This window comes from Kaistia defluvii, assembly GCF_040548815.1.
Lineage (GTDB): Bacteria > Pseudomonadota > Alphaproteobacteria > Rhizobiales > Kaistiaceae > Kaistia > Kaistia defluvii_A.
Window position 1 is genome coordinate 559056 of sequence record NZ_JBEPSM010000002.1, and the last position, 23913, is coordinate 582968.

23 protein-coding genes are annotated in these 23913 nt (G+C 65.3%); 8 read left to right on the plus strand and 15 right to left on the minus strand.

What is annotated here, in order from left to right:
• Positions 1-7: 7 nt before the first annotated feature.
• Genes ABIE08_RS15630 through ABIE08_RS15640 form a run of 3 tightly spaced genes read right to left on the minus strand, consistent with a single transcriptional unit; the run spans position 8 to position 2129 of the window.
• A complete protein-coding gene (locus ABIE08_RS15630) occupies positions 8-496 on the minus strand; it encodes a hypothetical protein (protein ID WP_354552444.1) in 489 nt (162 codons plus the stop codon).
• Complete coding sequence (locus tag ABIE08_RS15635; RefSeq protein ID WP_354552446.1) at positions 493-951, minus strand: hypothetical protein; 459 nt, start codon at positions 949-951, stop codon at positions 493-495. Before ABIE08_RS15635 ends, ABIE08_RS15630 begins: the two co-directional genes overlap by 4 nt.
• A gap of 2 nt (positions 952-953) precedes the next feature.
• Complete coding sequence (locus ABIE08_RS15640; RefSeq protein WP_354552448.1) at positions 954-2129, minus strand: N-acetylglucosamine-6-phosphate deacetylase; 1176 nt, start codon at positions 2127-2129, stop codon at positions 954-956.
• Between the two features lie 65 nt (positions 2130-2194).
• Here ABIE08_RS15640 and ABIE08_RS15645 point away from each other — a divergent pair, with 65 nt between their 5' ends.
• A complete protein-coding gene (locus ABIE08_RS15645) occupies positions 2195-2956 on the plus strand; it encodes an SDR family NAD(P)-dependent oxidoreductase (RefSeq protein WP_354552450.1) in 762 nt (253 codons plus the stop codon).
• Positions 2953-3942: a hypothetical protein gene (locus ABIE08_RS15650; protein WP_354552451.1), complete on the plus strand. Its 990-nt coding sequence runs from the start codon at positions 2953-2955 to the stop codon at positions 3940-3942. The genes ABIE08_RS15645 and ABIE08_RS15650 overlap by 4 nt, the downstream gene beginning before the upstream one ends.
• 213 nt (positions 3943-4155) lie before the next feature.
• Here ABIE08_RS15650 and ABIE08_RS15655 read toward each other — a convergent pair whose 3' ends face one another.
• The 12 genes from ABIE08_RS15655 to ABIE08_RS15710 form a co-directional block, all read right to left on the minus strand.
• A complete protein-coding gene (locus tag ABIE08_RS15655; RefSeq protein WP_354552452.1) occupies positions 4156-4995 on the minus strand; it encodes an ABC transporter ATP-binding protein in 840 nt (279 codons plus the stop codon).
• A complete protein-coding gene (locus tag ABIE08_RS15660) occupies positions 4992-5978 on the minus strand; it encodes an ABC transporter ATP-binding protein (protein WP_354552453.1) in 987 nt (328 codons plus the stop codon). The genes ABIE08_RS15655 and ABIE08_RS15660 overlap by 4 nt, the downstream gene beginning before the upstream one ends.
• Positions 5975-6883: an ABC transporter permease gene (locus tag ABIE08_RS15665; RefSeq protein ID WP_354552455.1), complete on the minus strand. Its 909-nt coding sequence runs from the start codon at positions 6881-6883 to the stop codon at positions 5975-5977. The genes ABIE08_RS15660 and ABIE08_RS15665 overlap by 4 nt, the downstream gene beginning before the upstream one ends.
• Before the next feature lie 11 nt (positions 6884-6894).
• Positions 6895-7842, minus strand: a complete 948-nt coding sequence (locus ABIE08_RS15670; protein ID WP_354552456.1) for an ABC transporter permease — start codon at positions 7840-7842, stop codon at positions 6895-6897.
• 86 nt (positions 7843-7928) lie between these two features.
• The gene (locus ABIE08_RS15675) at positions 7929-9470 is read right to left on the minus strand and encodes an ABC transporter substrate-binding protein (RefSeq protein WP_354552457.1); all 1542 of its coding nucleotides are present in this window, start codon (positions 9468-9470) and stop codon (positions 7929-7931) included.
• 815 nt (positions 9471-10285) lie between these two features.
• On the minus strand, positions 10286-11095 hold the full coding sequence (locus tag ABIE08_RS15680; RefSeq protein WP_354552815.1) for an ABC transporter permease: 810 nt from the start codon (positions 11093-11095) through the stop codon (positions 10286-10288).
• On the minus strand, positions 11095-11967 hold the full coding sequence (locus ABIE08_RS15685; protein ID WP_354552459.1) for an ABC transporter permease: 873 nt from the start codon (positions 11965-11967) through the stop codon (positions 11095-11097). Before ABIE08_RS15685 ends, ABIE08_RS15680 begins: the two co-directional genes overlap by 1 nt.
• Positions 11964-13064 (minus strand): ABC transporter ATP-binding protein, encoded by a 1101-nt coding sequence (locus ABIE08_RS15690; protein WP_354552460.1) that lies wholly within the window; start codon positions 13062-13064, stop codon positions 11964-11966. Before ABIE08_RS15690 ends, ABIE08_RS15685 begins: the two co-directional genes overlap by 4 nt.
• A 101-nt stretch (positions 13065-13165) precedes the next feature.
• On the minus strand, positions 13166-14185 hold the full coding sequence (locus tag ABIE08_RS15695; protein WP_354552461.1) for an ABC transporter substrate-binding protein: 1020 nt from the start codon (positions 14183-14185) through the stop codon (positions 13166-13168).
• A gap of 104 nt (positions 14186-14289) precedes the next feature.
• A complete protein-coding gene (araD1, locus tag ABIE08_RS15700) occupies positions 14290-15312 on the minus strand; it encodes an AraD1 family protein (protein ID WP_354552463.1) in 1023 nt (340 codons plus the stop codon).
• Positions 15312-16088, minus strand: a complete 777-nt coding sequence (locus ABIE08_RS15705; protein ID WP_354552464.1) for an SDR family NAD(P)-dependent oxidoreductase — start codon at positions 16086-16088, stop codon at positions 15312-15314. Before ABIE08_RS15705 ends, araD1 begins: the two co-directional genes overlap by 1 nt.
• 7 nt (positions 16089-16095) lie before the next feature.
• A complete protein-coding gene (locus ABIE08_RS15710; RefSeq protein ID WP_354552465.1) occupies positions 16096-17826 on the minus strand; it encodes an IlvD/Edd family dehydratase in 1731 nt (576 codons plus the stop codon).
• A gap of 328 nt (positions 17827-18154) precedes the next feature.
• Here ABIE08_RS15710 and ABIE08_RS15715 point away from each other — a divergent pair, with 328 nt between their 5' ends.
• From ABIE08_RS15715 to ABIE08_RS15740, 6 genes are all read left to right on the plus strand, one after another.
• On the plus strand, positions 18155-18979 hold the full coding sequence (locus ABIE08_RS15715) for an IclR family transcriptional regulator (protein WP_354552467.1): 825 nt from the start codon (positions 18155-18157) through the stop codon (positions 18977-18979).
• On the plus strand, positions 18976-19863 hold the full coding sequence (locus ABIE08_RS15720) for an aldose 1-epimerase (protein ID WP_354552468.1): 888 nt from the start codon (positions 18976-18978) through the stop codon (positions 19861-19863). Before ABIE08_RS15715 ends, ABIE08_RS15720 begins: the two co-directional genes overlap by 4 nt.
• A gap of 300 nt (positions 19864-20163) precedes the next feature.
• On the plus strand, positions 20164-20910 hold the full coding sequence (locus tag ABIE08_RS15725; protein WP_354552469.1) for an amino acid ABC transporter permease: 747 nt from the start codon (positions 20164-20166) through the stop codon (positions 20908-20910).
• Positions 20907-21695 carry an amino acid ABC transporter ATP-binding protein gene (locus ABIE08_RS15730; protein WP_354552470.1) on the plus strand — a complete coding sequence of 263 codons (789 nt, stop codon included), beginning with the start codon at positions 20907-20909 and terminating at the stop codon, positions 21693-21695. Before ABIE08_RS15725 ends, ABIE08_RS15730 begins: the two co-directional genes overlap by 4 nt.
• 39 nt (positions 21696-21734) lie before the next feature.
• Positions 21735-22589: a substrate-binding periplasmic protein gene (locus ABIE08_RS15735; RefSeq protein ID WP_266331067.1), complete on the plus strand. Its 855-nt coding sequence runs from the start codon at positions 21735-21737 to the stop codon at positions 22587-22589.
• Between the two features lie 283 nt (positions 22590-22872).
• Positions 22873-23859 (plus strand): aldo/keto reductase, encoded by a 987-nt coding sequence (locus tag ABIE08_RS15740; RefSeq protein ID WP_354552472.1) that lies wholly within the window; start codon positions 22873-22875, stop codon positions 23857-23859.
• Positions 23860-23913: the final 54 nt, after the last annotated feature.

A 23913-nucleotide genomic window follows, 5' to 3' on the forward strand; every position in this document is an offset into this window, starting at 1 on the left:
GGGGCGCTTAACCGACCTTGTGGCCCGGCCAGCCCATCAGCAGCTTGGCGTCCTTCTCGGCCTCGCGCGCCTTGTCCGGATCCTTGAAGATCCGCGTCACGCATTGCGGCTTGGTGCGGTCGATCACGTCGTAGACCATGTGATATCCGGTCTTGTCCATGATCGGGCCGATCCATCCGGCGCAGTGATCGCAATAGCGCTCCATCGGGGCGGCGTCATTGTCCATCACCTTGGAAAGGCTCGGGCAGACATTCATCCGAAGCTCGAGACGGTCCTCGTTGAAATCGAGGTCCATGTCGCAGTTTTCCTCGATCTTGATGTGCGACCAGTATTCGTACATGCCCGCCAGCCCCTGCGTCTGGATCAACTCGAGGATGTGGCGTTCCTGGTTTTTCGAGATCGCCAGCCAGTAGGCTTCCAGTGCCTCTTCGCCCTGGCTTTCGAGGAACTTGAAGATCTCGTTGTAGAACCGCGTGAAGTGGTCGCTGGGGATCATGCGCGCCTCGCAATCACCTGCCGGCACGAACCCTCGCCGGTGAGTTCCGTCGTGATGGCGAAGGGCGAGCCCTCGGCCATGGCTTCGTTGGTGCGGCTGGTCTGGTCGCAGAAATGCGGCGAGACGTGGCCGACGAGGGCCTTCACATGATGCCAGGCGGTGCAGCGGCGAACGGTGAGAACGATTTGCGCCTCGCCGATCTCGATATCGTAGTCGGCGCCCTCGCGATCGAAGAAATGGCGCCAGTGGCGCACCAACTGGCTGGTGTCGCCGGCGATGAGGTCGCTGCGGATGCTGGCGTAAACGTCGCGGCCGACCTTCCTGAAAATCGCGTCCATGGCGTCGACGCCGAAGCGCTCGACGATGAAGTCGATGGTCGTGTTGGTCGCGCCGTGGAAGTCGAGATGGACGTTGCCATCCTCCTCATAGCGCATCGGACTTTCGTGCGTCGCCATGCTCAAACGCTCCCATAGAGGCATTCGCCGCCGACATAGGTCGCCTTGACGGCCAGCGTCGCCGGGTCGAGGACGCAGAAATCGGCGCGCTTTCCGCGCGCGAGGCTGCCGATCTCGCTTTCCATCCCGAGCAGGCGGGCCGGCACCAGGCTGGTCGCATGCGCGGTGCGGACCAGGTCCGCGCCCGAGAAGGCGAGATAGTTGCGCATTGCCTCGTCCGGCGCCAGCGACGAGCCGCAAAGCCCCCCCTGACTGTCTCGCACCGCCTTGCCGGGCGCGCTGGTGACGACGTAGCCGGGATAGAATTCGAAGGTCCTGCCCGGCGTGCCGGCATATTTCATGGCATCGGTTTCGAGGAACACGCGATCCGCAGGCAGTTGTGCCAGCAGCTTGACCAGTTGCGGATCGACATGGATGCCGTCGCAGATCAGGCCAAGCGCCAGCGTCGGCTCGGCCAGCAGCGCGTCCGTCAGTGACACGACATGCACGCCCATATTGCCCGGCGGATAGGTCGGCATGACATTGTACATGTGCGTGACGGCATCGACGCCCCAGGCGACATAGCGCGGCAAGTCTTCCGGCCGGGCCAAGCTGTGGCCGAGATGGACCGAAACGCCGGCACGCTTCATCACGCCGATGAAAGCTTCCGCGCCCTCGCGTTCGGGCGCCACGGTGACCGCCTTAAGCATTCCCCCGGTCGCGGCCAGCATCCGCTCGGCCAGTTCGACGCTGGGGGCGACGATGTTTTCCGGGTTGTGCGCGCCGGGCGAGCCGAAACAGGGCCCTTCGCTATGCACGCCGAGCGCCCGCGCGCCCTTCGCGTCGCCGCATTGGGCAGCAAGGCGGGAGAGAACGCCTTCCATGCTCGCGGGTGGCAGGCAGGGGATCGCCGGCAGGAAGCCGGTGACGCCATGGCGCAGCATCACCTGCGAATTGGCGGCGACCGCGCCCGGATCGACGTCGCAATAGAGATGCTCGCCGAAGCCATGCTGCAGCAGGTCGATCATGCCCGGAAACAGGATCGCCCCCTTGCCGTCGATCCGCTCCCAGTCGTCGCCCACCGGCGTCTCGGCGGTGACGATGCCGGCGATGCGGTCGTTCTGGACGAGTAGCTCGTTTGGCCGCTGCCCCTCGGGGGTCACGATCGTGACATTCGTCCATCTCTGCTTGACGTGCATCTCGCATTCCATCGTTATGATGTTATCATGCTAACAAAATAACTTTGCGCGGCAAGGAGAAAGAGATGACGCAGCCCTGCGTTCTGGTAACGGGATCGACCCATGGCATCGGCTATGGCATTGCCGAGGCGTTTGCCCGCCAGGGCGCCCGGCTGGTGATCAATTCGCACCTGCCGGACAATGGCGCATTGGCGAAGCTTTCGGCGCTGACCGAGTGCCATTTCATCCAGTCGGATCTCTCGACTACCGCCGGCGCGGTGTCGCTGGTCGAACAGGCGCACGCCAGGCTTGGCCGCCTCGACACGCTGGTCAACAATGCCGGCACCTTCCTCGACACGCCCTTCGACGATCTGACCGAGGCGCTGTTCGATCGCACCTTCAATCTCAATGTGAAGGCCTATGTCTTCGCCTCGCAGGCCTTCGTGCGGCTGCTGGCGCCGGGGCAGGAGGGCGCCAGCATCGTTCTGGTCGGCTCGACCAATTCGGTGACTGCCGAGCGCCACAGCGTTGCCTATGATGCCTCGAAGGGGGCAGTGCTGATGCTGGTTCGCTCGCTCGCCGTGTCGCTCGCCGGGCGCGGCGTGCGCGTCAACGGCCTCGGCCCGGGCATCGTCGAGACCCCGCTGACCCAGCGCGGGCTGGACGTTCCGGGCGTGCGGGCCTCGCTCAACAAACAGATCCCGTTTGGTCGCGTGGGACAACCGGAAGATGTCGGCGGCGCGGCGGTCTTCCTTGCCTCGCCCGCCGCAGGCTATATCACCGGCCAGATGCTGTTCGTCGATGGCGGCATCCTCGCCATCCAGAAGACATGGGAACCGCCGGTTTGAACCTCGACGCCTCGCCGCGCCATCTCCAACTCCGCGACTGGCTTTTCCGGCGCTGGAAGACGAGCGGGTTGCAGGCGGGCGACCGCATCGAATCGCAGAACGAGATCGTCAGGCTCTGCGATTTCTCGCTGATCACGGTCGTGAAGACGCTGAAAGACCTGGAGAGCGAGGGTGTCATCCGCCGCCAGGTCGGCCGCGGCTCCTTCCTCGTCGCCACGCCCTGGGCCGAGGCGCACCGGCGCATCGGCTTTTTCTACAATCGCGACATCGTCGGCGGCGGCATCTTCGACAACGAGTTCTATACGCGGCTGGTGATGGCGTTCGAGAAGGGCGTCGTCTCGGCCGGGCATGAATTCGTCATGGGGAGCTTCACCAATGAGCGGATGCCGACCGGCATGTGGGACGCGCTCGACGCCGTGGTGCTGACCGGCTTCACCCGGCAGACGCGGCTGGAGCCATTGAGCGAAACCTCGAGCCAGGTCAGCCTGATCGACGCCAGCCTCGACGATCCGCGTTTCCACACCTATCGTCTCGACTATGGCCCGGCTTTCGCGGGCATGTTCGAGGCGCTGGGCACGGAGCGTCGGCGCTATCTCTATCTCGACTCGACGATCGGCTCGAGGGAACAGGCCGCGAGGCTCAAAGCGTTCCAAGAGGCCCGCGCCAGCGCGGCCGTTCCGCAGGATTTGCACATCCTCGCCGTGAACCAGGAGACGGATATCGGCAACACCACCGCTCTGGTCGAGGCGATCGAGCGTGGAAAGCCGGATGTGATCTGCGGCCATGTCCATCAAAGCTGGCGGCCGCTGATCCGCGGCCTGAGCGAGGCGCGGATCTATCCGTTCCTGCTCGACCAGAAGGGGCCCGGCTTCGTTGTCGACACGGCGAACTGGATGGCCGAGGTGCTCCCGACGATCGAGGCCAATCTCGCCGACCGGCAAAGCCCGCCGGCCGTGCACGCGTTCCCGGCGCGGTTTTTGGGGTAGGGGGCTTCTTCACCTCTCCCTGAGGGTCGTTGGTGAAGGGGGGGCGGCCGCCATTCCAGCCCTCCGCCAGCCCCACACTCGGCGTCCTCCCGGGCGGAGACCCGGGATCCATCCAGCCGGGTTGGCTGACGCACGAAACGCCCAACGTCTCAGCTGTATGGATCCTCGCTTTCGCGAGGATGACGGCCAGGGTGAGGATATGATGGGGGTGGACTACCCCAGCGCATTCCCCGCGAGGCCGCTCTCGACCGTCAGGATCGCGCCGACCAGGTTTTGCGTCGCTTCGGCCTGCGGGCGGACGAAGAGGTCCATCGGCTTGCCGACCTCGACGATTCTCCCCGCCGACATCACCGAAACCCGGCTGGTCGTATAGGCGACGACCGAGAGGTCGTGCGCGATGAAGACCAGGCTCAGGCCCAGATTGTTGACCAGGTCCTTGAGCAGGTTCAGCACCTGCGCCTGGATCGACACGTCGAGCGCGGAAACCGGCTCGTCGGCGATCAGCACCTTGGGGCCTGGCATCAGGGCGCGGGCGATGGCGATGCGCTGCAACTGGCCGCCGGAGAACTCATGCGGATAGCGCTCGAGCGCCTGGCGGGTCAGGCCGACCTGGTCGAGCACCTCGAAAACGCGCGCGGCATGGTCGCCCTCGATCTTCAGGCTGCGCAGCGGTTCGAGCAGCGACGAGCCGATGCGCATCCTAGGATCGAGCGACGAGCGCGGGTTCTGCATCACCACCTGCACCGAGCGGCGAAACTGGCGCCAGTGCTCGGCGCCGCCCGCCCAGACGTCCCTTCCGTCATAGAAAACATGCCCCTCGCGCGGCTTCTCCATGCCGGTCAGAATGCGGGTCAGCGTCGTCTTTCCGGAGCCGGATTCGCCGACCAGGCCGACGGCCTCGCCGGGGCGGACATCGAAATGGATGTTGTCGAGCACGGTCAGTTGCGGCCTTGCGCCCAGCAGCGACTGGCGGTTCAGCGCATAGGTCTGCGTGACCTGCCGCATCTCGAGCAGCGGCGGCACGAGGGTCGGATCGTTTGCGGCCATGGTCATGCGACCTCCATGGGAACCGTGGCGCCGATCGGGTGCCAGCAGGCGGCGCGGCGCGGGCCGTCATCGAGCGTCGGTACCTGCGTCATGCACTGCTCAGTCGCGGCGGCGCAGCGCGGGTGGAAGGCGCAGCCGGCGGGCAGGCTGTGCAGCGGCGGCACCATGCCGGGGATCGAGGCGAGCCTCGAACTGCCATCGAGCGCGATATTGTCCATGGTCGGCTGGGAGTCGAGCAGGCCCTTGGTGTAGTGGTGGCGCGGATTGCGGAACACGTCCGCAACCGGGCCCATCTCGACAATCCGCCCCGCATACATGACGGCGACGGTGTCGCACATGGCGGCGATGATCGGCAGGTCATGCGTGATCATGATCAGCGCGGAGCCACGCTCCTGTACGGCGGTGTTGAGCAGGCGCAGCACCTGCTTCTGCACGGTGACGTCGAGCGCCGTGGTCGGCTCGTCGGCGATGATTAGTTGCGGATAGCAGGCGAGCGCCATGGCGATCATGATGCGCTGGCGCTGGCCGCCGGAAATCTCGTGCGGATAGGCGCGCATCAACTGCTCCGGCCGCGGCAGCGACATCTGGCGGAACAGCTCGAGCGTCTGCCGCTCGGCTTCGGTCTTGCCGGCCTTGGTGTGGCGGCGGATGACAGAGGAGACCTGCTGGCCGATGCGCCGCACCGGGTCGAGCGAGGAGAGCGGGTCCTGGAAAACCATGGAGATTGTGCGCCCGCGCCGGCTGGAGAGTGCCCGGTCGGATTGCGTGATCAGGTCCACGCCGTCATGCCGGACGCTGCCATTCGCCTGCCAGCCCATCGGCAGCAGGCCCATCAGGGCGAGCGCGGTCAGCGTCTTGCCCGAGCCGGACTCGCCGACCAGGCCCATGCGGCCGCCGGCGGGCAGCGTGAAGTCGAGGCCGCGCACGGCCGTCAGCGCCGTATTGTGGACGACGAGATTGTGGACCTCGATGGCGTTTTCCTGGCTCATGACGCTCTCCGGGCCAGCTTCGGGTCGAGGACGTCGCGCAGGCCGTCGCCGAGCAGGTTGAGGCCGAGCACCATCAGCACGATGGCGAGGCCCGGCCAGATGGCGAGCGGCGACGAGATGCCGACCTGCTGCTGCGCTTCGTTCAGCATCAGCCCCCAGGAGATCGACGGCCGGTGCACGCCGACGCCGAGATAGGAGAGGCCCGCCTCGGTCAGGATGCCGGCGGCGAAATAGAGGGTGAACTGGACGATCATGACGCCGGCGATGTTGGGCAGCACATGGCGAATGAGCACGAAGATCTTGCCGCGCCCATAGAGCCGGGCGGCGGTGATGAAATCCTCGTTGAGCACGCCGATCGCCGCCGAGCGGACGACGCGGGTGAAGGACGGCGTGAAGAAGGCCGTCAGCGCCAGGATGGTGGTGAGCGCGCCGGAACCCATGGTGGCGGCCAGCACCAGCGCCGTCACCATGCCGGGAATCGACAGCAGGATGTCGGCGCCGCGCGAGATCGCCTCGTCGGCGATCTTGCCAGAGGAGGCGGCGGCGAGCCCCGCGATCAGGCCGAGGATCAGGCTCAGCGTCGCGCCACCGGCGCCAACCAGGATCGAAGTCCGCGCGCCGACCATCAGCTGCGCGACGATATCGCGGCCGAGGACGTCTGTGCCGAGCCAGTGGCCGGGCGTTCCGGCGGGAAGCAGCCGGTTGCGGATCACCGGGATGTTGGGGTTGGACGGAAGGTAGAAGAACGACACCAGCGCCACGGCGAGAAAGATCGTGGTCAGCACGATGCCGATGAGCAGCGAGGCGTTGCGCGGCAGCTTGCGCCGCTGCCTGCGGGCCGGCGGCGAGGCGGGCACGCCCAGGGGAGCGGGGTTGGGGAGGTGCGAGGATTTGCTCAGGATCATGGGGCTCTCCTTCACCGGGTCGCACGGACGCGCGGGTCGAGCAGGCCGTACAGCAGGTCGACGATCAGATTGATCGAGATCACGAAGACGACGATCAGCATCACGGTCGACTGAACGACGATGACTTCGCGCGCGGCGACATTGGCGAGCATCATGCGGCTGAGGCCGGGCAGCGAGAACACGGTCTCGATGATCACCGTGCCGCCGATCAGCTCGGCGATCTGCAGGCCGACAATGGTGACGAGCGGCAGCGCGGCATTTCGCAGGCCGACCTTCAGCAGCGCTTCGGTGCGCGTCATGCCGACCGCCCGCGCGGTACGCAGATAATCCTGGTTCATCACGTCGAGCACGGCGGAGCGGACATAGCGGATCAGCACGGCGGCCATGATCAGGCCCAGCGACAGCACGGGCAGCACGAGCGAGCGGATTGCGCCCCAGGGGCTCACCGACCAATCCGTCCAGCCACCGGTCGGCAGCCAGCCGAGGCGGACGCCGAACAGCAGCGACAGCAGGATGCCGGCCCAGAATACCGGGACGGCGACGCCGATCTGGCTGACCAGCGCGAGCAGGGCGCCGGACGGCGTGCCGACATTGCGCGCGGCATAGGTGCCGACAGGAATGGCGATGAGGAGGCCGAGGACGAGGCCGGAAAAGGCGAGGGGGATCGACACGGAAAGCCGTGCCGTGACGAGATCGGCGACGCTTTCATTGGTGCGGAAGGAGCGGCCGAGGTCGCCGGAGAGCATGTTGCCGATCCAGTCGAAATACTGGACGGCCATCGGCCGGTCGAGGCCGTAGGTATGCGCCAGCGCATTGATCGCTTCCGGCGTCGCGCCCTTGCCGAGCACCACGGCGGCGACGTTGCCGCCGGCGCCGCGGATCAGCAGGAAGATCGCGACCGATGCGATGAAAAGCGCGCCCAGGAAGAACGCCAGTTTGCGCAGAACGTAGATCGCCATTCAACTTTCCCAGGAAGAGGCCTTGCAGGCGGGTGTGACCGCCGCCGGCCCCGATGGGCTGGCGGCGGTCCGATCGCGGGAGGCGACTACCAGTGCAGCTTGGACATCTCGAGCGCCACGCCGACGCGCGGCTCCTGGAAGCCCTTGAGGTCCGGGTTGAACAGGCCGACGCCCTTCTTGGCGATCAGCGGGACGATGACGGCATCCTTGCGCAGGATGTCGGCGGCCTTCTTCATCTGTGCGGCATAGTCCTCGGGCGTGAGGGCGATGTCGGCATCGGCGAGCGCCTTGGTGTACTCCGCCGAGCAATAGGTGCTCCAGCCGGCCTTGGTCGGATCGGGGCAGGCCCACTGCACCGGATTGGCGTCGCCCGACATGATCGTCACGTCGAACTGCGGAGGACGGCCCTGGAAGATCAGCTGCGAATAGCGCGCCAGGTCGATGGCGTTGCGGGTGACGTTAAAGCCGGCGGCCTGCATGGCCGGAACCATGATGTCGGCCGGCAGCGACAGATCCGGCACGTCGCTGAGCGAAGCGTATTCGAGCGGCGTGCTCGCATAGCCCTTTTCGGCGATAGCAGCCATCGCGCCTTCCATGTCATAGGGGAAGGGGCAGGTCTCGGGGCTTTCCGGCGAATACCAGACCTGGTTCGGCAGCGCGAAGGTGCAGGTGTTTTCCGCGCCCCAGGCAGCGCCAAAGGCGTCGTTGTAGGACTGGCGGTCGAGCGTCTTGGCGATGGTCTCGCGCAGGTCCTTGTCGAGCTTCTGGTTCAGCACGGCATAGGTCGGCTCGCCGACCTGCGGATAGGTGACGAGCGAATACTTCTTGTCGAGCTCACGCTTGGAGAGCTGCTCCCACAGGTCGATCGTGATCACCGGCAGCGCGTCGACTTCGCCGGCTTCGAGCGCGTTGAGGCCGGCGGTGCCGTCGGTGATGATGCGGACGGTGACGTTCTTGACCGGCGGTGCCTCGCCCCAATAGGTCGGGTTGGCTTCGAATTCGAAGGCGCTGTTGGTCGTGTAGCGCGCCAGCTTGTAGGGGCCGGTGCCGATCGGGTTGGTGGCGATGGTGCCGGCCGAGGCTTCCGGCTGGATCAGGCCGGAAATGGCGCCCATGCCCTGCCAGAAGTTCTGGCTCGGACGCGAAAGCGTCACCTTGACGGTGTGGTCGTCGACCTTGTCGATCGCCGTCACCGCCTCATAGGCGGCGGCGTAGTCGACCACCGGGCTGTTCTTCATGGTGTTGAGCGAATAGATGACGTCCTCGGCCGTCACCGGCGCGCCGTTCGAGAACTTCGTGTCGCGGATCTTGAAGGTGTAGGTCTTCTTGTCGTCGCTGATCGTCCAGCTCTCGGCGACGCCGGGCGACACGCTGCCGTCCTTGTTGAAATAGACCAGCGGCTCCACGACATTGGCCGGGATCCAGAGCCGCATCGCCGTTAGGTTGCTCTTAACGAAGTCGAGCGTGCCGGGGTCCTGCCGGGCGACGAGAACCATCTTGTTCTCTGCCGCGCGCGGCGAAGCCGCCTCGGCGAGCGTCGCCGCGCCGCCAAGCGTGCCGGCAAACAGTGCGGCTGCCGCCGTCAGGAGGCCCAGGCGCCTGGTAATCGAATGCATTTTTTCCCGCATGTTCTCGGTTCCCTTCTGGAAGTGTCGGACGCTGAAACGCCTCGTCGTGGTGTGATCTGATCTGTCACTTGCCACATTGGTCTTGGCCGCCGCGGTGCTAGCGCGGCGCCGGAATGGTCAGCCGGGCCCGGCACGCTGCACGGTTGCGCGCGTGGCCAGGCTCTTGGTCAAATGTCTGGAGGACAGGGGCGTATCGTGTCGCATCGCGGTCTCCTTGCGCCAACGGCTCAAGAGCGCCGTCGCGGCGATGGGCCCGGACAGGCCGACAGCAGGCCGGACGCGACGGGCTGGCGCAGGGTGAAGTCCTCGATCGTTCAGACTTGACGTGCGGCTCAAAGAGTTTGTTCCATTATGTGGAATAAGTATTTGCCTCTGTTGTCCTCAGTTTGTCGAGGATGCGGCGGCAATGCAAGTGGCTTGCGGTTGCAGCCTGGAGCAAGTCCAGTTTTTCCCTGATTCCGGCATGTGGCTATTCTACGATGTAGGATGGCGGCATGGCGTCGAAGGGTCGGCACGCGCCTGTCGTACCGCAGACAGCCCGAAAGGGCCCGCAGGACAGCGAAGCGGGTCGCTTTCAATGATGGGTTTTTGGAGCGGCAGGGCTGCGCGCGTCGTCGCCGGGGCGTGGCAACGGCGTGGAAGGCCCGGTCGATGGGGGGGGGAGAGGCTGGGGGCGCGAGCGCCGGCCCAGGAAGTCGTGCCCAAGCCTTCACACTGGCCGTGCGGACGGATGCCGGCCTTCGCCAGTGCAATGCTGCGCAAAGAGAGCGGCGGCGAGACGGGAGAATGGCTCCCGCCTCGTCGTGAATGCGGCTCTAGTTGTCGTCCGAGCCCGCGACGGCGGAGGCTGGCATCAGGTAGCGGACCGCGACGAGGCAGAGCACGGTCGTGAACAGCAGCACGAGGGCCACCAGCGCGTTGATGTCGGGCGTGAAGCCGAGCCGCATCATCGCCCAGAGCCGGACGGGCAGGGTGCTCTGCGTGCCGGTCACCAGCAGCGTGATCATGGTCTCGTCGAAGGAGAGCGCGAAGGCGAGGATCGCCGCGCCGACCATGGCGCTGGAGAGATTGGGCAGGAGCACCAGCCGGAACGTCTGCCAGCTGCTGGCGCCGAGGTCGTAGGACGCCTCGACGAGACTGCCGCTCAAGGATTGCAGCCGCGTCAGGATGGTGCGGTAGACCAGCGCCAGCACGAAGACGGTGTGACCGATGATGATGGTCAGCAGCGAGCGCTCAAACTCGACCTGGCGAAAGAAAATCAACAGCGCCAGGCCGGTGATGATCGGCGGCATCAGGAAAGGCAGGAAGATGATGAACTGCAGGAAATTGCGGCCCTTGGCATTGGGCGAGGCGTAATAGAGCGCCAGCCCCGTGCCGAGCGCCACCGACAACACGACCGCGCCGGCGCCGACGATCAGCGTCGTCCAGAGCGCCGACAGCACGCTGTCGTTTTGGGTCAGCGCCACATAGGCCGAGGTGGTCGGCTGCGACCAGTCGACGGCGCCGTGGCTGACGGTGAAGAAGGACGAGACGATCGGCACCATCAGCGGGCCGTAGAGCAGCACGAAGACGAAGAGGGTGAGGGTGATCAGCAGCGCCGGGGCTGCCCTGTCGGCGAACCGCATCACTTGGCCCCTCCATGCTTGCTTTCGAGCCGTCCGCCGAGGCGGATCGCCAGGATCACGACCGCCGCGAGGATGACGGACAGCGCCGCGCCGAAGGGCCAGTTAAAGGCGGTGCCGAACTGGCTGTATATGATGCGGCCAAAGGTGAAGCCCGACTGGCCGCCGACCAATTGCGGGGTCAGGAAGTCGCCTATCGCCAGCACGAAGACGAAGCTCATCGCGGAGAGCGTTCCGGGCAGGCTCAATGGCACCGTCACCCGCCAGAACGTCTGGGCGTTGGTGGCGCCGAGATCGGCCGAGGCATGGCGGAGGGCCTTGGGGATGCGCTCCAGCGACAGGAAGATCGGCAGCACGGCGAAGGGAATCAGCAGCACAGTCAAGGTCAGCAGCACGGCGTTCAAATTGAACACGAACAGCATGGAGGGCTTGTCGATCAGGCCGGTAGCGAGCAGGGCGCGGTTCAGCATGCCATTGCCGCCCAGAATGCTGCGCACGGCGTAGATCTTGATGACGTAGCTCATCAGGAGCGGCACGAGCAGCAGCACCAGCAGCATGTAGCGGCTGCGCCCGCGCAGGGTCGTCAGAAAATAGGCGACCGGGAAGGCGAACAGCACGCAAAGCAGCGCGACGGTGAAGCAGAGCAGGCAGGTGCGCCAGAAGATCGGCAGGAACACCGGATCGGTGAAGAAGCGGACATAGTTGGCGATCGTCGGCGAGAAGACGATGCTGCCATGGTCGACGCTGAAGAAGGAATAGACGAGGAAGAGCGCCATCGGCGTCAGCACGAAGCCGAGCGGCACGACATAGGCGGCGATCGTCGCCAACCAAGGCGCCAGCGCGCCCGGTCCGGCGGGGGCGGCGCGCTCGCTCATGCCGCCACCAGCCGGCAGGCGCTGCTCGGAACCACCAGCGGTATGGTCTCGCCTGCGGACAAGGGCGTGCCGTCCGGGCGGCTTTGCAGTCGGGCCTTCAGGATCTGCTGCGGCTGATAGACGGCAGCCGTGTTGACCATGGTCGAGGCGCCACCAAAGGCGACTTGATCAATGCGGGCGGCGATCCGGTTTTCGCCCTCTGCCGCGTCGCCGATGCCGACCGCCTCGGGACGGAACACGGCCAAAGCGGGGCTCCCGGCCGGCAGGGCCGCGATTTTCGGCTGGCCATCGATCGAGCAGACAAGGCGACCGACGGCCGTGTCGATCGAGCGCGCCGTGCCTTCGACCGGGCCCAGTGTGCCCGGGACCAGATTGTTCTCTCCGAAGAACTTGGCGACGAATTCCGTGCCCGGTCGGTAATAGACTTCGTGCGGCGAGCCGATCTGCTCGATGCGGCCGGCGCTCATCACGCAGATCCGGTCGGCCATGGCGATCGCCTCTTCCTGGTCATGGGTGACGAACAGGAAGGTGGTGCGGATCTCGGTCTGGATCGATTTCAGGAAGGTCTGCATGTGGCGGCGCAACTCCACGTCGAGTGCGGCGAGCGGTTCGTCGAGCAGGATCAGGCGCGGCCGGCAGATGATGGCGCGGGCGAGCGCCACGCGCTGGCGCTGGCCGCCGGAAAGCTGGGCGGGAAAGCGCTTGCCAAGCGGTCCGAGCTGCACCAGTTCGAGCGCATCGGCGACGCGTTTGGTTATCTCGGCGCGCGGCGTGCCGCGCACGGCCAGGCCATAGCCGACATTCGCCTCCACCGTCAGGTGCGGGAACAGTGCGTAGTCCTGGAACACGGTGTTGAACGGGCGGCGGTTGATCGGCATGGCGGCGATGTCGCTGCCGTCGAGCAGGATCTGGCCGCCGGAGGGCTGCGTGAAGCCGCCGATCAGGCGCAGGATCGTCGTCTTGCCGGAGCCGGAAGGCCCCAGAATGGTGATGAACTCGCCGTCATGCACATCGAGGTCGATCGAGTGCAGGATGGCGGTCGCGCCATAGCTTTTCGAAACCGACCGCAGTTTCAAGAGGATACCGGCTTCGGCCATTGCTACCCCGAACCATCGACAAAGGGTCCCGTCCGCAAGGCGGAGAGGAGGAGACAGGAGAGGGATGGAGCCGTGGCTCCACCCGGTCTTCGACGACGGGCTTACTGGGAAGCCTTGATCTCGTTCCAGAGATCCGAACGCTTCAGCGGGTCTTCGACGCTTTCGAGCCAGACGAGCTTGTCGTTGTCATTGGCGTTCGAGCTGGCGGCGGCGGTGTTGCCGAAGCCGGTCCGCTCGGAAAGCTGGGCGCCGATCTTCTTGTCGAGCAGGAAGTTCACCCACTTCGCGGCGGCATCGGGATCCTTGGCGCCGCTGGTGAGCGCCCAGTTGTCGAGCCAGGAAAGCGAGCCCTCGGTCGGCGCGATATAGGCGACATGGGCGCCGGCCTTCTGCATCGCCTTCAGCTGCTGTTGGCCATAGTTGGCCCAGATCAACGCGACGTCGTTGTTCTGGTAGATCTGCAGCGCTTCGTCAGCCGTCGTATAGAAGCTCAAGACGTTCGGCTTCAGCTCGAGCAGCTTGGCCTTGACCGTCGCGAACTGGTCCGCCGACAGCTGGAACGGGTTGGCGATGCCGAGCGTCAGCGCGGTGAACGAGAAATTGTGCTCGCCATTGTCATAGGCCAGCACCTTGCCGGCGTATTGCGGATCCCACAGCACCGACATCGAGGTCGGCGCCGGCTTCACCTTGTCGGTGTCGTAGATCAGGCCGATCGAATCGAAGCAGAACGGGATGCCATAGGCCTTGCCGTCGCGGGTGACGCCGCTGATCTTGGAGAGGTCCTGGAAGCGCGGCAGCACCTGCTTCTGGTTCGGGATCTTGGAAAGGTCCCAGGGCTTGACCAGGTCGGCGTCGATATAGCGCTGCAGCTGGGCCGTGTTGACGGCCATGACGTCGAAGTCCTTGCCTTCGCTGCCCTTGATCTTGGCCCAGATCTCGTCATCGCTGCCGACGAACACGACGTCGACGTCGATGCCGGTTTCCTTGGTGAAGTCCTTGACCCAGTCCGGGTCGGCATAGCCTTCCCAGGCGAGGACGCGCAGCGTCTCGGCCGAGGCGGCGGAAACCCAAAGGCCGGCCGCAAGCGCGGCGGCTCCCAGCACAGCTTTCAAACTCTTCATGACACTTCTCCTCTGGATGAGTGTTCTGGTGGTGTTGGAGGAGCGCCTTCACCGTGGCTCGGCTGGCGCTCTCTCAGGCTTTGTTGTTTTCAGGTCCGTTCCGCTCAGAGCGGGGTGACGGTGAACAGCGTTTCCTCGGGTCCGGCTACCATGCGGTTGCGCAGCGGCTTGCCGAAGGTCGGCGACACGATTTCGAACTCGTCATTCACCTCGGTCTTGACGTTCGAGGCGTAGCTCATCGCATCCGCGCCGAAGAAGTATGCGTGCAGGTCGCCCGGTCGGCGGAACATCGGATAGCGGAAGTGGTAGTGCTCGAGATTGCCGATCGAATGCGACATGTGGCTTTCGCCGGACAGGAACGGCTCGTCCCACACCACTTCGCCGTCGCGGATGATGCGGACGTTGCCGGAGACTTCCTGCGGCAGTTCGCCGAGCAGCAGTTCCGGGCCGAGCGAGCATTCGCGCAGCTTCGAATGGGCGAGATAGAGGTAGTTCTTGCCCTCGGTGATGTGGTCGGAGAAGTCGTTGCCGAGGGTGAAGCCGATGCGGCGGGGCTGGCCCGCCTCGTCGACGATGTAGAGGCCGACGATCTCGGCTTCCTCGGCGCCGGCAAGCGCGAAGCCCGGAAGGTCGAGCGGCGCGCCGGTCGGTACGACGCAGGTGCCGACGCCCTTGAAGAACCATTCCGGCTGGATGCCGATCGCGCCTTCGGCCGGCTTGCCGCCGTCGAGACCCATCCGGTAGATCTTCATCGAGTCGGACTCGATCGCGTCCGGGCCATGCGTGTCCGTGTGCATCCGGTTGCGCGCGGTGGCGCTGCCGGTATGCGTTAGGCCGGTGCCGGTGATCAGGAAGCGGGCCGGCTCGGGGTGGTCGAGCGGCGGGAGCACGCGGCCGGCGATCAGCACCGTGTCATAATCGATCGCCGCCTCGCGCGGCAGGCTGGCGACCAGCGCTTCTAGCGCGGTGCCTGTCTCCATGCTGCGCAGGGCCAGCTCGTGCACGGTCGAAAAGCCCTGGATCGGCAGCAGCGTCTCGCCATCGGCGCCGACGACCGCGACCTTGCGCTCGCCCGCCTCGGTCTTGAACTGAACCAGCCGCGTGCGGCCTGTTTCTACGCCGTGCATCAAACCCAACCCCCGTCCACGATGAAATTCTGCGACGTGCACATGCGGCTGTCGTCGGCAGCGAGAAATAGCGCCATGCGTGCGATATCGGACGGTTGGACCCGGTCCTGCAGGCATTGGCGGTCTGCGATCTGGCGCTCGCCCTCGGGCGTGAGCCAGAGGCGCATCTGGCGTTCCGTCATGACCCAGCCCGGGATCATGCAGTTGACGCGGATGCGCTCGGGGCCGAACTCGCGCGCCAGCGCGCGGGTCAGGCCGGTGATGGCGGCCTTGGCCGTCACATAGGCGGGGCAGTCGCCATCGCCGACCATCCAGGTGATCGAGCCGAAATTGATGATCGAGCCGCCGCCGGCGTCCCGCATCATCGGCCGCACGGCCTGCGCCGCGAAGAACTGGTGGCGCTGGTTGACCGCCATGCGGTCGTCCCAATAGGCGACGGTCACATCCTCGGTGCGGTGGCGATCATCGTTGCCGGCATTGTTGAGCAGGACGCGGATAGCGCCATGCTTCTCCTGCGTGGCCCGGATTGCGGCCTGCAGCTTGTCGATGTCGCGCAGGTCGCAGGGGATGAAGTCGGGCGCGCGGTGGCCGTCGGCCTTGATGCTCTCGACCAGGGCGCGCGAAGGCTCCTCCGCCAGATCGACGAAGGTGACGTTCGCGCCCTGCGCGCAGAAATGCCGGACCAGGCTTTCGCCGATGCCGCTGCCGCCGCCCGTAATGAAGACGACGCGGCCGTCCAGGCTCGGATATACCGCGAAGGGAAAATCGTGTTCCATCAGCGCCTCAGTGAGAATGGCGGGGGATGCCCGCTTCGCGTTTGCCAAGCAGGAAGTCGAAATCGCAGCCCTCGTCGGCCTGCAGCACGTGATCGACGAAGAGCTTCTGGTAGCCGTTGATGCCGTCATGCGTCGGCGGCACCCACTCGGCGCGGCGCGCTTCCAGCTCGGCGTCCGAGACGTCGAGATGCAGGCGCCGGCCGGCAACATCCAACTCGATCATGTCGCCATCGCGAACCAGCGCCAGCGGGCCGCCGGCGGCGGCTTCCGGGGCCGTGTGCAGCACGACGGTGCCATAGGCGGTGCCGCTCATGCGCGCATCGGAGATGCGCACCATGTCGGTGACGCCCTGCTGCAGCAGCTTGGCGGGAAGCGGCATGTTGCCGACCTCGGCCATGCCGGGATAGCCCTTGGGGCCGCAGTTCTTCAGCACCATGATGCAGCTGGCGTCGATGTCGAGATCGGGATCGTCGATGCGCTTGTAATAGTGCTCGATGGTCTCGAACACGACGGCGCGGCCGCGATGCTGCATCAGCGCTTCGGTCGCCGCCGACGGCTTGATGACGGCCCCGCCGGGGGCGAGATTGCCGCGCAGCACGGCGATGCCGCCCTGCGGCGTCAGCGGCTCCTCGAAGGAGCGGATGACTTCACCATTATAGTTGGGCGCATCGACGACGATCTCGCCGATGGTGGGGCCGGCGACGCTCGGCGCGTTGCCATGCAGCAGGCCGTGCTCATCGAGCACGCGCATCACGGCGCGCAGGCCGCCGGCATAGTAGAAGTCTTCCATCAGGTAGCGGCCGGACGGCATCAGATCGACGATGGTCGGCACGTCGCGGCCGAACTTGTCCCAGTCGTCGAGCGACAGGTCGATGCCGAGGCGGCGCGCGACCGCGATCAGGTGGATGACCGCGTTGGTCGAGCCGCCGATGGCGCCATTGACGCGGATGGCGTTCTCGAACGCTTCGCGTACGAGGATCTTCGACATCTTCACGTCGTCGCGCACCAGCTGGACGATGCGGCGGCCGGATTCCTGCGCCAGGATGGCGCGGCGGGAATCGACGGCGGGGATTGCCGCGTTGTCGGGCATGCCGATGCCGAGCGCCTCGACCATCGAGGCCATCGTCGAGGCCGTGCCCATGGTCATGCAGCTGCCGGCCGAACGGCTCTGGCCCTGTTCGGCGGCGAGGAAGTCGTCGACCGACATGCGGCCGGCCTTCACGTCCTCATAGAACTTCCAGACATGCGTGCCGGAGCCGATCGCCTTGCCGCGGAAATTGCCGTTCAGCATCGGGCCGCCGGAGACGGCGATGGTCGGCAGGTCGCAGCTGGCCGCGCCCATGAGCAAAGCCGGCGTGGTCTTGTCGCAACCGACCAGAAGGATCACGCCGTCGATCGGATTGGAGCGGATCGATTCCTCGACATCCATCGAGGCCAAGTTGCGGAACAGCATGGCCGTCGGACGCATGTTGCTTTCGCCGAGCGACATCACCGGGAATTCGAGCGGAAAGCCGCCGGCCTCGTAGACGCCGCGCTTCACATGCTCGGCGATCGTCCGCAGGTGGGCGTTGCAGGGCGTCAGTTCCGACCAGGTGTTGCAGATGCCGATCACGGGCCGGCCGTCGAACACATCCGGCGGATGCCCCTCATTCTTCATCCAGCTGCGATGCATGAAGGCGTTTTTGCCCGCTCCGCCGAACCAGGAGGTGGAGCGATATTTGCGCGGCTCATCGGCCATGAGTGCCTCGGGAATTGTTTTTTATTGAAGAACACTATTTTGTATTACAGGATGCTATTCCTTTCCTGATCCGAGTCAACAAGGATGGCGCGACTCCCTGGGGGCGAAACCAAGCGACAAATCGCGCGCCTGCCGGTCGACGGGCAGGGGCCTGAAAGGCGAAATCTTGGCGGCCTGCGGGTTTGCCGGGACGCGAGTGGAGAAAGCCGAGACGGTTTTTGTCACGACACGAAGTTTTGTATTGAAGAAGAATGTTTCCTATTGCGACTCGATTGTCGCCGACGTTGCTGCTTAGCTGCGCGTCGATCCAACCAAGGGCGAGCCGACCATGACCGACGAGCGATACAGGGTGCAGAGCCTCGGGCGCGCCCTCGACCTGCTGGAGCGAATTGCCGATAGCGGGCAGGCGGGCGCGCGGCTGACGGACCTGGCCCGCGACATCGGCCTGTCGAAACCGGCGGCCTACGCCATCCTCGCGACGCTGCGGGCCCGCGGCGTCGTCACGGATATCGGCGAGGGCATGACGCGGCGCTACCGGCTCGGCCTGTCGCTGCTGCGCCTGGGCGATCTCGCCGTCGCCAATACCGGCCTCGCCGACATCGCGCTGCCGGTGCTTCGCGATCTGACCCACGAAATCGGCATGACCTCGCGTGTCGCCATGATGGATGACGGCTTCGCGGTCGTGATCGGTCGCGTTGATGCGCCCGGCGCGATCCGCTTCGACGCGGCGCTGGGCCGGCGAGAGCAGCCGCATTGCTCCGGCGTCGGCAAGGTGCTGCTCGCCGCCATGCCGCGCTCCAATGCGCTGCAACTGCTGGAGCGGGTCGGCTATCCGGCGCGGACACCGAAATCGCTCACCTCGATCGCGGCGCTCAGCGACGATCTCGACCGGATCGCCGGCCGCCATTATGCGATCGACGACGAGGAAGACCATGAGGGCATCATCTGCGTCGCGGCGGCGGTGTTCGGCCGCGGCGGCCAGACGCTCGGCGCCATCAGCGTCACGACGCTGAAGCAGTTGCTGCCGCTGGAATCGGTCGCCTCGATCGCCGAGCCGCTGGTCCGGCATGCCGACCTCATCTCGCGCGCGCTCGGCGGTCCCTCGGCGCAGGAAGCCTGGGCGTTGCGGCCGATGACGGATGCGCGGCTGTGACGGCGCCCGTCGGGCTGGAGACGGAACGGTTTCGTCTTTCGCTGTTGCCGGAACTGGGTGGGCGTATCGCCGCCTGCCAGTGGCGCCACCCGGACGGGCGCTGGCTCGACCTGATCCGGCCGATGTCGCTCCCCTATGACGGCGACGAGGAAGCCGGCTGCTTTCCGCTCACGCCCTTTTCCAATCGCCTGCGCCATGGGCGCTTCACCTTTGGCGGTCGCGAGATTGCCATGCCGCGCAACACGCCGGGCCCGCATGTCGAGCATGGCCATGGTTGGCAGCGACCCTGGACGATCGCCGCGCGCGGGCCGGGTCGCATCGTGCTCGCCTATGAGCATGCCGGCGACGAATGGCCGTTTCCCTACGGCGTGACGCAGACCATCGAACTTCTGCCCGACCGGCTGCGCATCGAGCTTGCCGCGCTCAATCGCGGCGAGGAGCCGATGCCCTATGGCTTTGGCCAGCATCCCTTCTTCCCGGCGACGCCCGGGACGACGCTCGAGGCGCGGGTCGAATCGGTCTGGCATGTCGACGACGAGGTGATGCCGACGAGTCTCGGCCCGGCCGTCGAACTCTGGGGGAGCGAGCCGCGGCTGGCGGTTGCGAGCACGGCGCTCGACACCGCCTTTGCCGGCTGGGACGGCGAAGCGACGATCCGCTGGCCCGAACATGGCGCGGGATTGAGCATGGTAGCCAGCGCGCCGCTGCGCCATCTCGTGGTCTACACCCCGCCCGGCGCGGGCCATTTCTGCGCCGAGCCAGTCAGTCACTGCACCGATGCGTTCAACCTCGCCGCGGAGCGGGACGACACGGGAATCACGGTGCTGCCGCCCGGCGCAGCACTGATCTCGTCGATCACGCTGACGCCCTTCGCGCTGTCTTAATCCAGAACGGCAAATCCCGCGGTCAATTCCGCGCGAATGCTTCATTTCAAAGCGGTTTGACTAGTTTTCGGTCAAGCCGACCCAGAATAGATCGACCCGAAAACTAATGTTCGCAGGCCTTCCGTGAGGGAAAACGTGCGTTGACATTCGGCTTGAGCAAACATAGCATCTAATTACAGAACGATGTTCTGCATAACCGAACAAAACGGATAAGCTCGACACAGGTTCCCGGGGGGCCTCATCGAAGCTGGTTCGCTTGAAAAACGACCGTGCATCTATGACTGATACGGAAGGCGTCCTGTGCTGACGACATTCATCAACCTGTTCAATTTCGAAGGGATCGGGGACTATTTCCCGGATCTGATGCGCGGCGCCGCCATCAGCCTGCAGCTTACCTTCTGCGTCATGCTTATCGCCCTGCCTCTGGGGCTGTTGCTGGCGTTGGCCAAGATCGGGCGCTCGCGAATTCTGCGAATCATGGCCTCGTTCTACATCGAGGTCGTGCGCGGCACGCCCTGCCTGCTGCAGCTCTTCTATATTTACTTCGTGCTGCCGGCCTTCGGCATCCGCTTTGATCCCTTCATGGCCGGTGTCATCGGCCTGTCGATCAACTACTCGGCCTATCTCGCCGAGGTGTATCGCGCCGGCATCGTCGCCATCCCGCATGGCCAGGTCGAAGCCGCCAAGGCGCTCGGCATGTCGCGCCGCAAGATGCTGCGCCTGATCATCCTGCCGCAGGCGATCCGCGTCGTCGTTCCGCCGCTCGGCAACTATTGCATCTCGCTGTTCAAGGATACGTCGCTGGTCTCCATCGTAACGGTGCGGGAACTGATCTTCACCGGACAGATCATCTCGTCGACGAATTTTCAGTACTTCACCGTCTTCACGATCATCGGCGCGATCTACCTGTTCTTCTCCTATCCGGCGGCGCTTTTCGTCCGCTACCTGGAGAAGCGCATGGCGATCGGCGCACGCCGCCCGGTCGTGGTGCCGACCGACGTCGCCCCGATTGCCGTCGACGCTGTCGAAGGGACCACCAAGTCATGATCCGCCTCGATCGCATCAACAAGCATTTCGGCGCCCATCACGTGCTGAAGGACGTCTCGCTGACCGTCGACAAGGCGGAAGTCGTCTGCGTCATCGGCCCGTCCGGCTCGGGCAAGTCGACGATGCTTCGCTGCATCAACAACATGGAAGAGATCGGCAGCGGCACGATCACCATCGATGGCCAGCCCGTCTATCGCTACGAGAAGGACGGCAAGCTCGTCATCGATAGCGAGAAGCAGGTGGAAGCGATCCGCGCCAAGGTCGGCATGGTGTTCCAGTCCTTCAACCTGTTCCCGCATCTGACCGTGACGGAGAACATCACGGTCGCGCCGATCCATGTGCTGGGCCGGTCGCGCGGCGAGGCGACGGATATCGCGCTCGGCCTCCTGGAAAAGGTTGGCCTCGCCATGAAGGCGCAGGCCTATCCGCACGAGCTTTCCGGCGGCCAGCAGCAGCGCGTGGCGATTGCTCGCGCCTTGGCCATGCGGCCGAAGGCGATCCTGTTCGACGAGGTCACCTCCGCGCTCGATCCGGAACTGGTCGGCGAAGTGCTGCGCGTCATGCGGGCGCTCGCCGACGAGGGCATGACCATGGTCGTCGTCACGCATGAGATGGGCTTTGCCCGCGACGTGTCCGACCGCGTCGTGTTCATGGCCGACGGCAAGATCGTCGAGAGCGGCAAGCCGCACGAGCTTTTCTCCGCGCCGCAAAAGGAGCGGACGCGGGACTTTCTGCGATCTGTCCTTGAGCGCAACCGGGAAATGGGCGCCGCGGCCAGTCAATAAAGCGTTTGCCTTCAACAAAAACAACGAGGGGACTATCCAGTGAAACTGACCAGTTTTGTTCTTGCTTCGGTCGTGGCCGGCGTGATGTCGGCATCGGTCGCGTGGGCCGGCGATATCGGCGTCGGCAACGCCACCTATGATGGCGGCGACGGCTCCTACAAGCGCGCCCGCGACGAAGGCATCACGCTGCTGATCGCTGCTGATCCGCCGAACACCTTCCAGGACGAGAAGACCAAGGAATATGACGGCACCGACGTCCGCATCTTCCGCGAGATCACCAAGCGCCTCGGCATCGAGAAGGTGACCTGGCAGCTTATCCCCTTCGACGCGATGGTGCCGACGCTGCTTTCCAAGCGTGGCGATGTGATCGTCGACAATCTGCATGAGAACGAGAAGCGCCTGAAGGTGCTGGCCTTCACCGGCCCGTCCTACTGGTATGGCTCGGGCGTCACGGTCGCCAAGGGCAATCCGCTCAACATCCATAGCTGGGACGACTTCGCCGGCAAGACGGTGGGAACGCTGCGCGGCTCGGTCAATCACGGCCTGCTCGAGAAGCGCACCGACCTGAAGGAACTCAAGCTCTACACGAGCAACGAGGCCGAGTTCTCCGACATCATCGCCGGCCGTCTCGACGTCGGCATGGAAGACGACATCAAGGTCGGCCAGTTCCTGAAGAAGCACCCGGACGCCGCCATGGAGCTGGTTTCCGACTACAAGCCGCTTCCCGAGGAATATGGCTATGCCCGCTACGCGCTGCGCAAGGAAGACGTCGACCTGAACAGCGCCATCTCGCGCGCTCTGGCCGAAATCCGCGCTGATGGCACCATGTCCGCCATCATCAAGGAATTCGGCTATACCGACCGCAATCTCTGGTTCTTCCCGGTCGACAAGTAATCCCTTCCTCGCCGGTCGCGAGATCGGCCGAGGCTCTGATCGACTCGCTGACAGGCCGGCTCACGCCGGCCTGTTTTCGTTGGGATAGTCCGCATTGCATTTGCTTCCCGCGCCAAGTCGCGCAAGGGTAGGGTGCGTCGACCCGCCGTCGCGCCGCAGCCCGAGCGACCCGCGTTGCCGGGAACCGCGGACGATCCCCGGCCGGGTCCCTGACGAACCAATTGGGAGCACGCGCATCAAGCGCGACACGGCCGTCCGGCCGGTGGAAACGAAAGAACATGACATGAAGAAGCGGCAGCTTGGGCGCACGGGCGCTCAGATCTCGGAAATCGGCTTCGGCGCCTGGCAGATCGGCGGATCCTGGGGCGACGTCAGCGAGGAAGACGGCAAGAAGGCGCTGAACGCGGCTCTCGACGCCGGCGTCACCTTCATCGACACCGCCGACGTCTATGGCGACGGCCGTTCGGAAAAGATCATCGCCGAAGTGCTGAAGGCGCGCGGCGGCGACCGTCCCTTCGTCGCCACCAAGGCGGGCCGCCGCCTCAACCCGCATGTCGCCGAGGGCTATACCGGCGCCAATATCGAAGCGTTCATCGATCGCAGCCTCAAGAATTTGCAGGTCGAGACGCTGGATCTCGTGCAACTGCACTGCCCGCCGACCGACGTCTATTATCGCCCCGACTTTTTCGGCGAGCTCGACGACCTGGTCGCCAAGGGCAAGATCCGCAATTACGGCGTCTCGGTCGAGCGGGTCGAGGAAGCGCTGAAGGCGATCGAATATCCCAACGTCGCCACCGTCCAGATCATCTACAACATCTTCCGCCAGCGCCCGCAGGATCTCTTCTTCGCGGAAGCGAGCGAGAAGAATATCGGCGTCATCGTCCGGGTTCCGCTGGCATCCGGGCTGCTCTCGGGCAAGATCACCCGCGACACCGCCTTCCGGGCGGACGACCACCGCAACTTCAACCGGAATGGCGAGGCGTTCGACGTGGGCGAGACCTTTGCCGGCGTGCCGTTCGAGGTCGCGCTCCAGGCTGTCGAGGAATTGCGTCCGTTGCTGCCGGCCGATGTCGCGATGTCGACCTTTGCGCTGCGTTGGATCCTGCTGCAGCAGGCCGTGTCGGTGGTGATTCCCGGCGCCCGCAACGAAGCGCAGGCCCGTTCCAATGCGGCGGCCAGCGACGCGCCCGGCATCTCGCCGGAAAGCCGCGCCCGGATCGTCGAAATCTACGACCGGCTGGTCAAACCGCACGTCCACCATCGCTGGTAGGCGTTGGGCCGGCATGGTCCGGCCATCGCCATGAAACCGAAGCCCGGCCTGTCT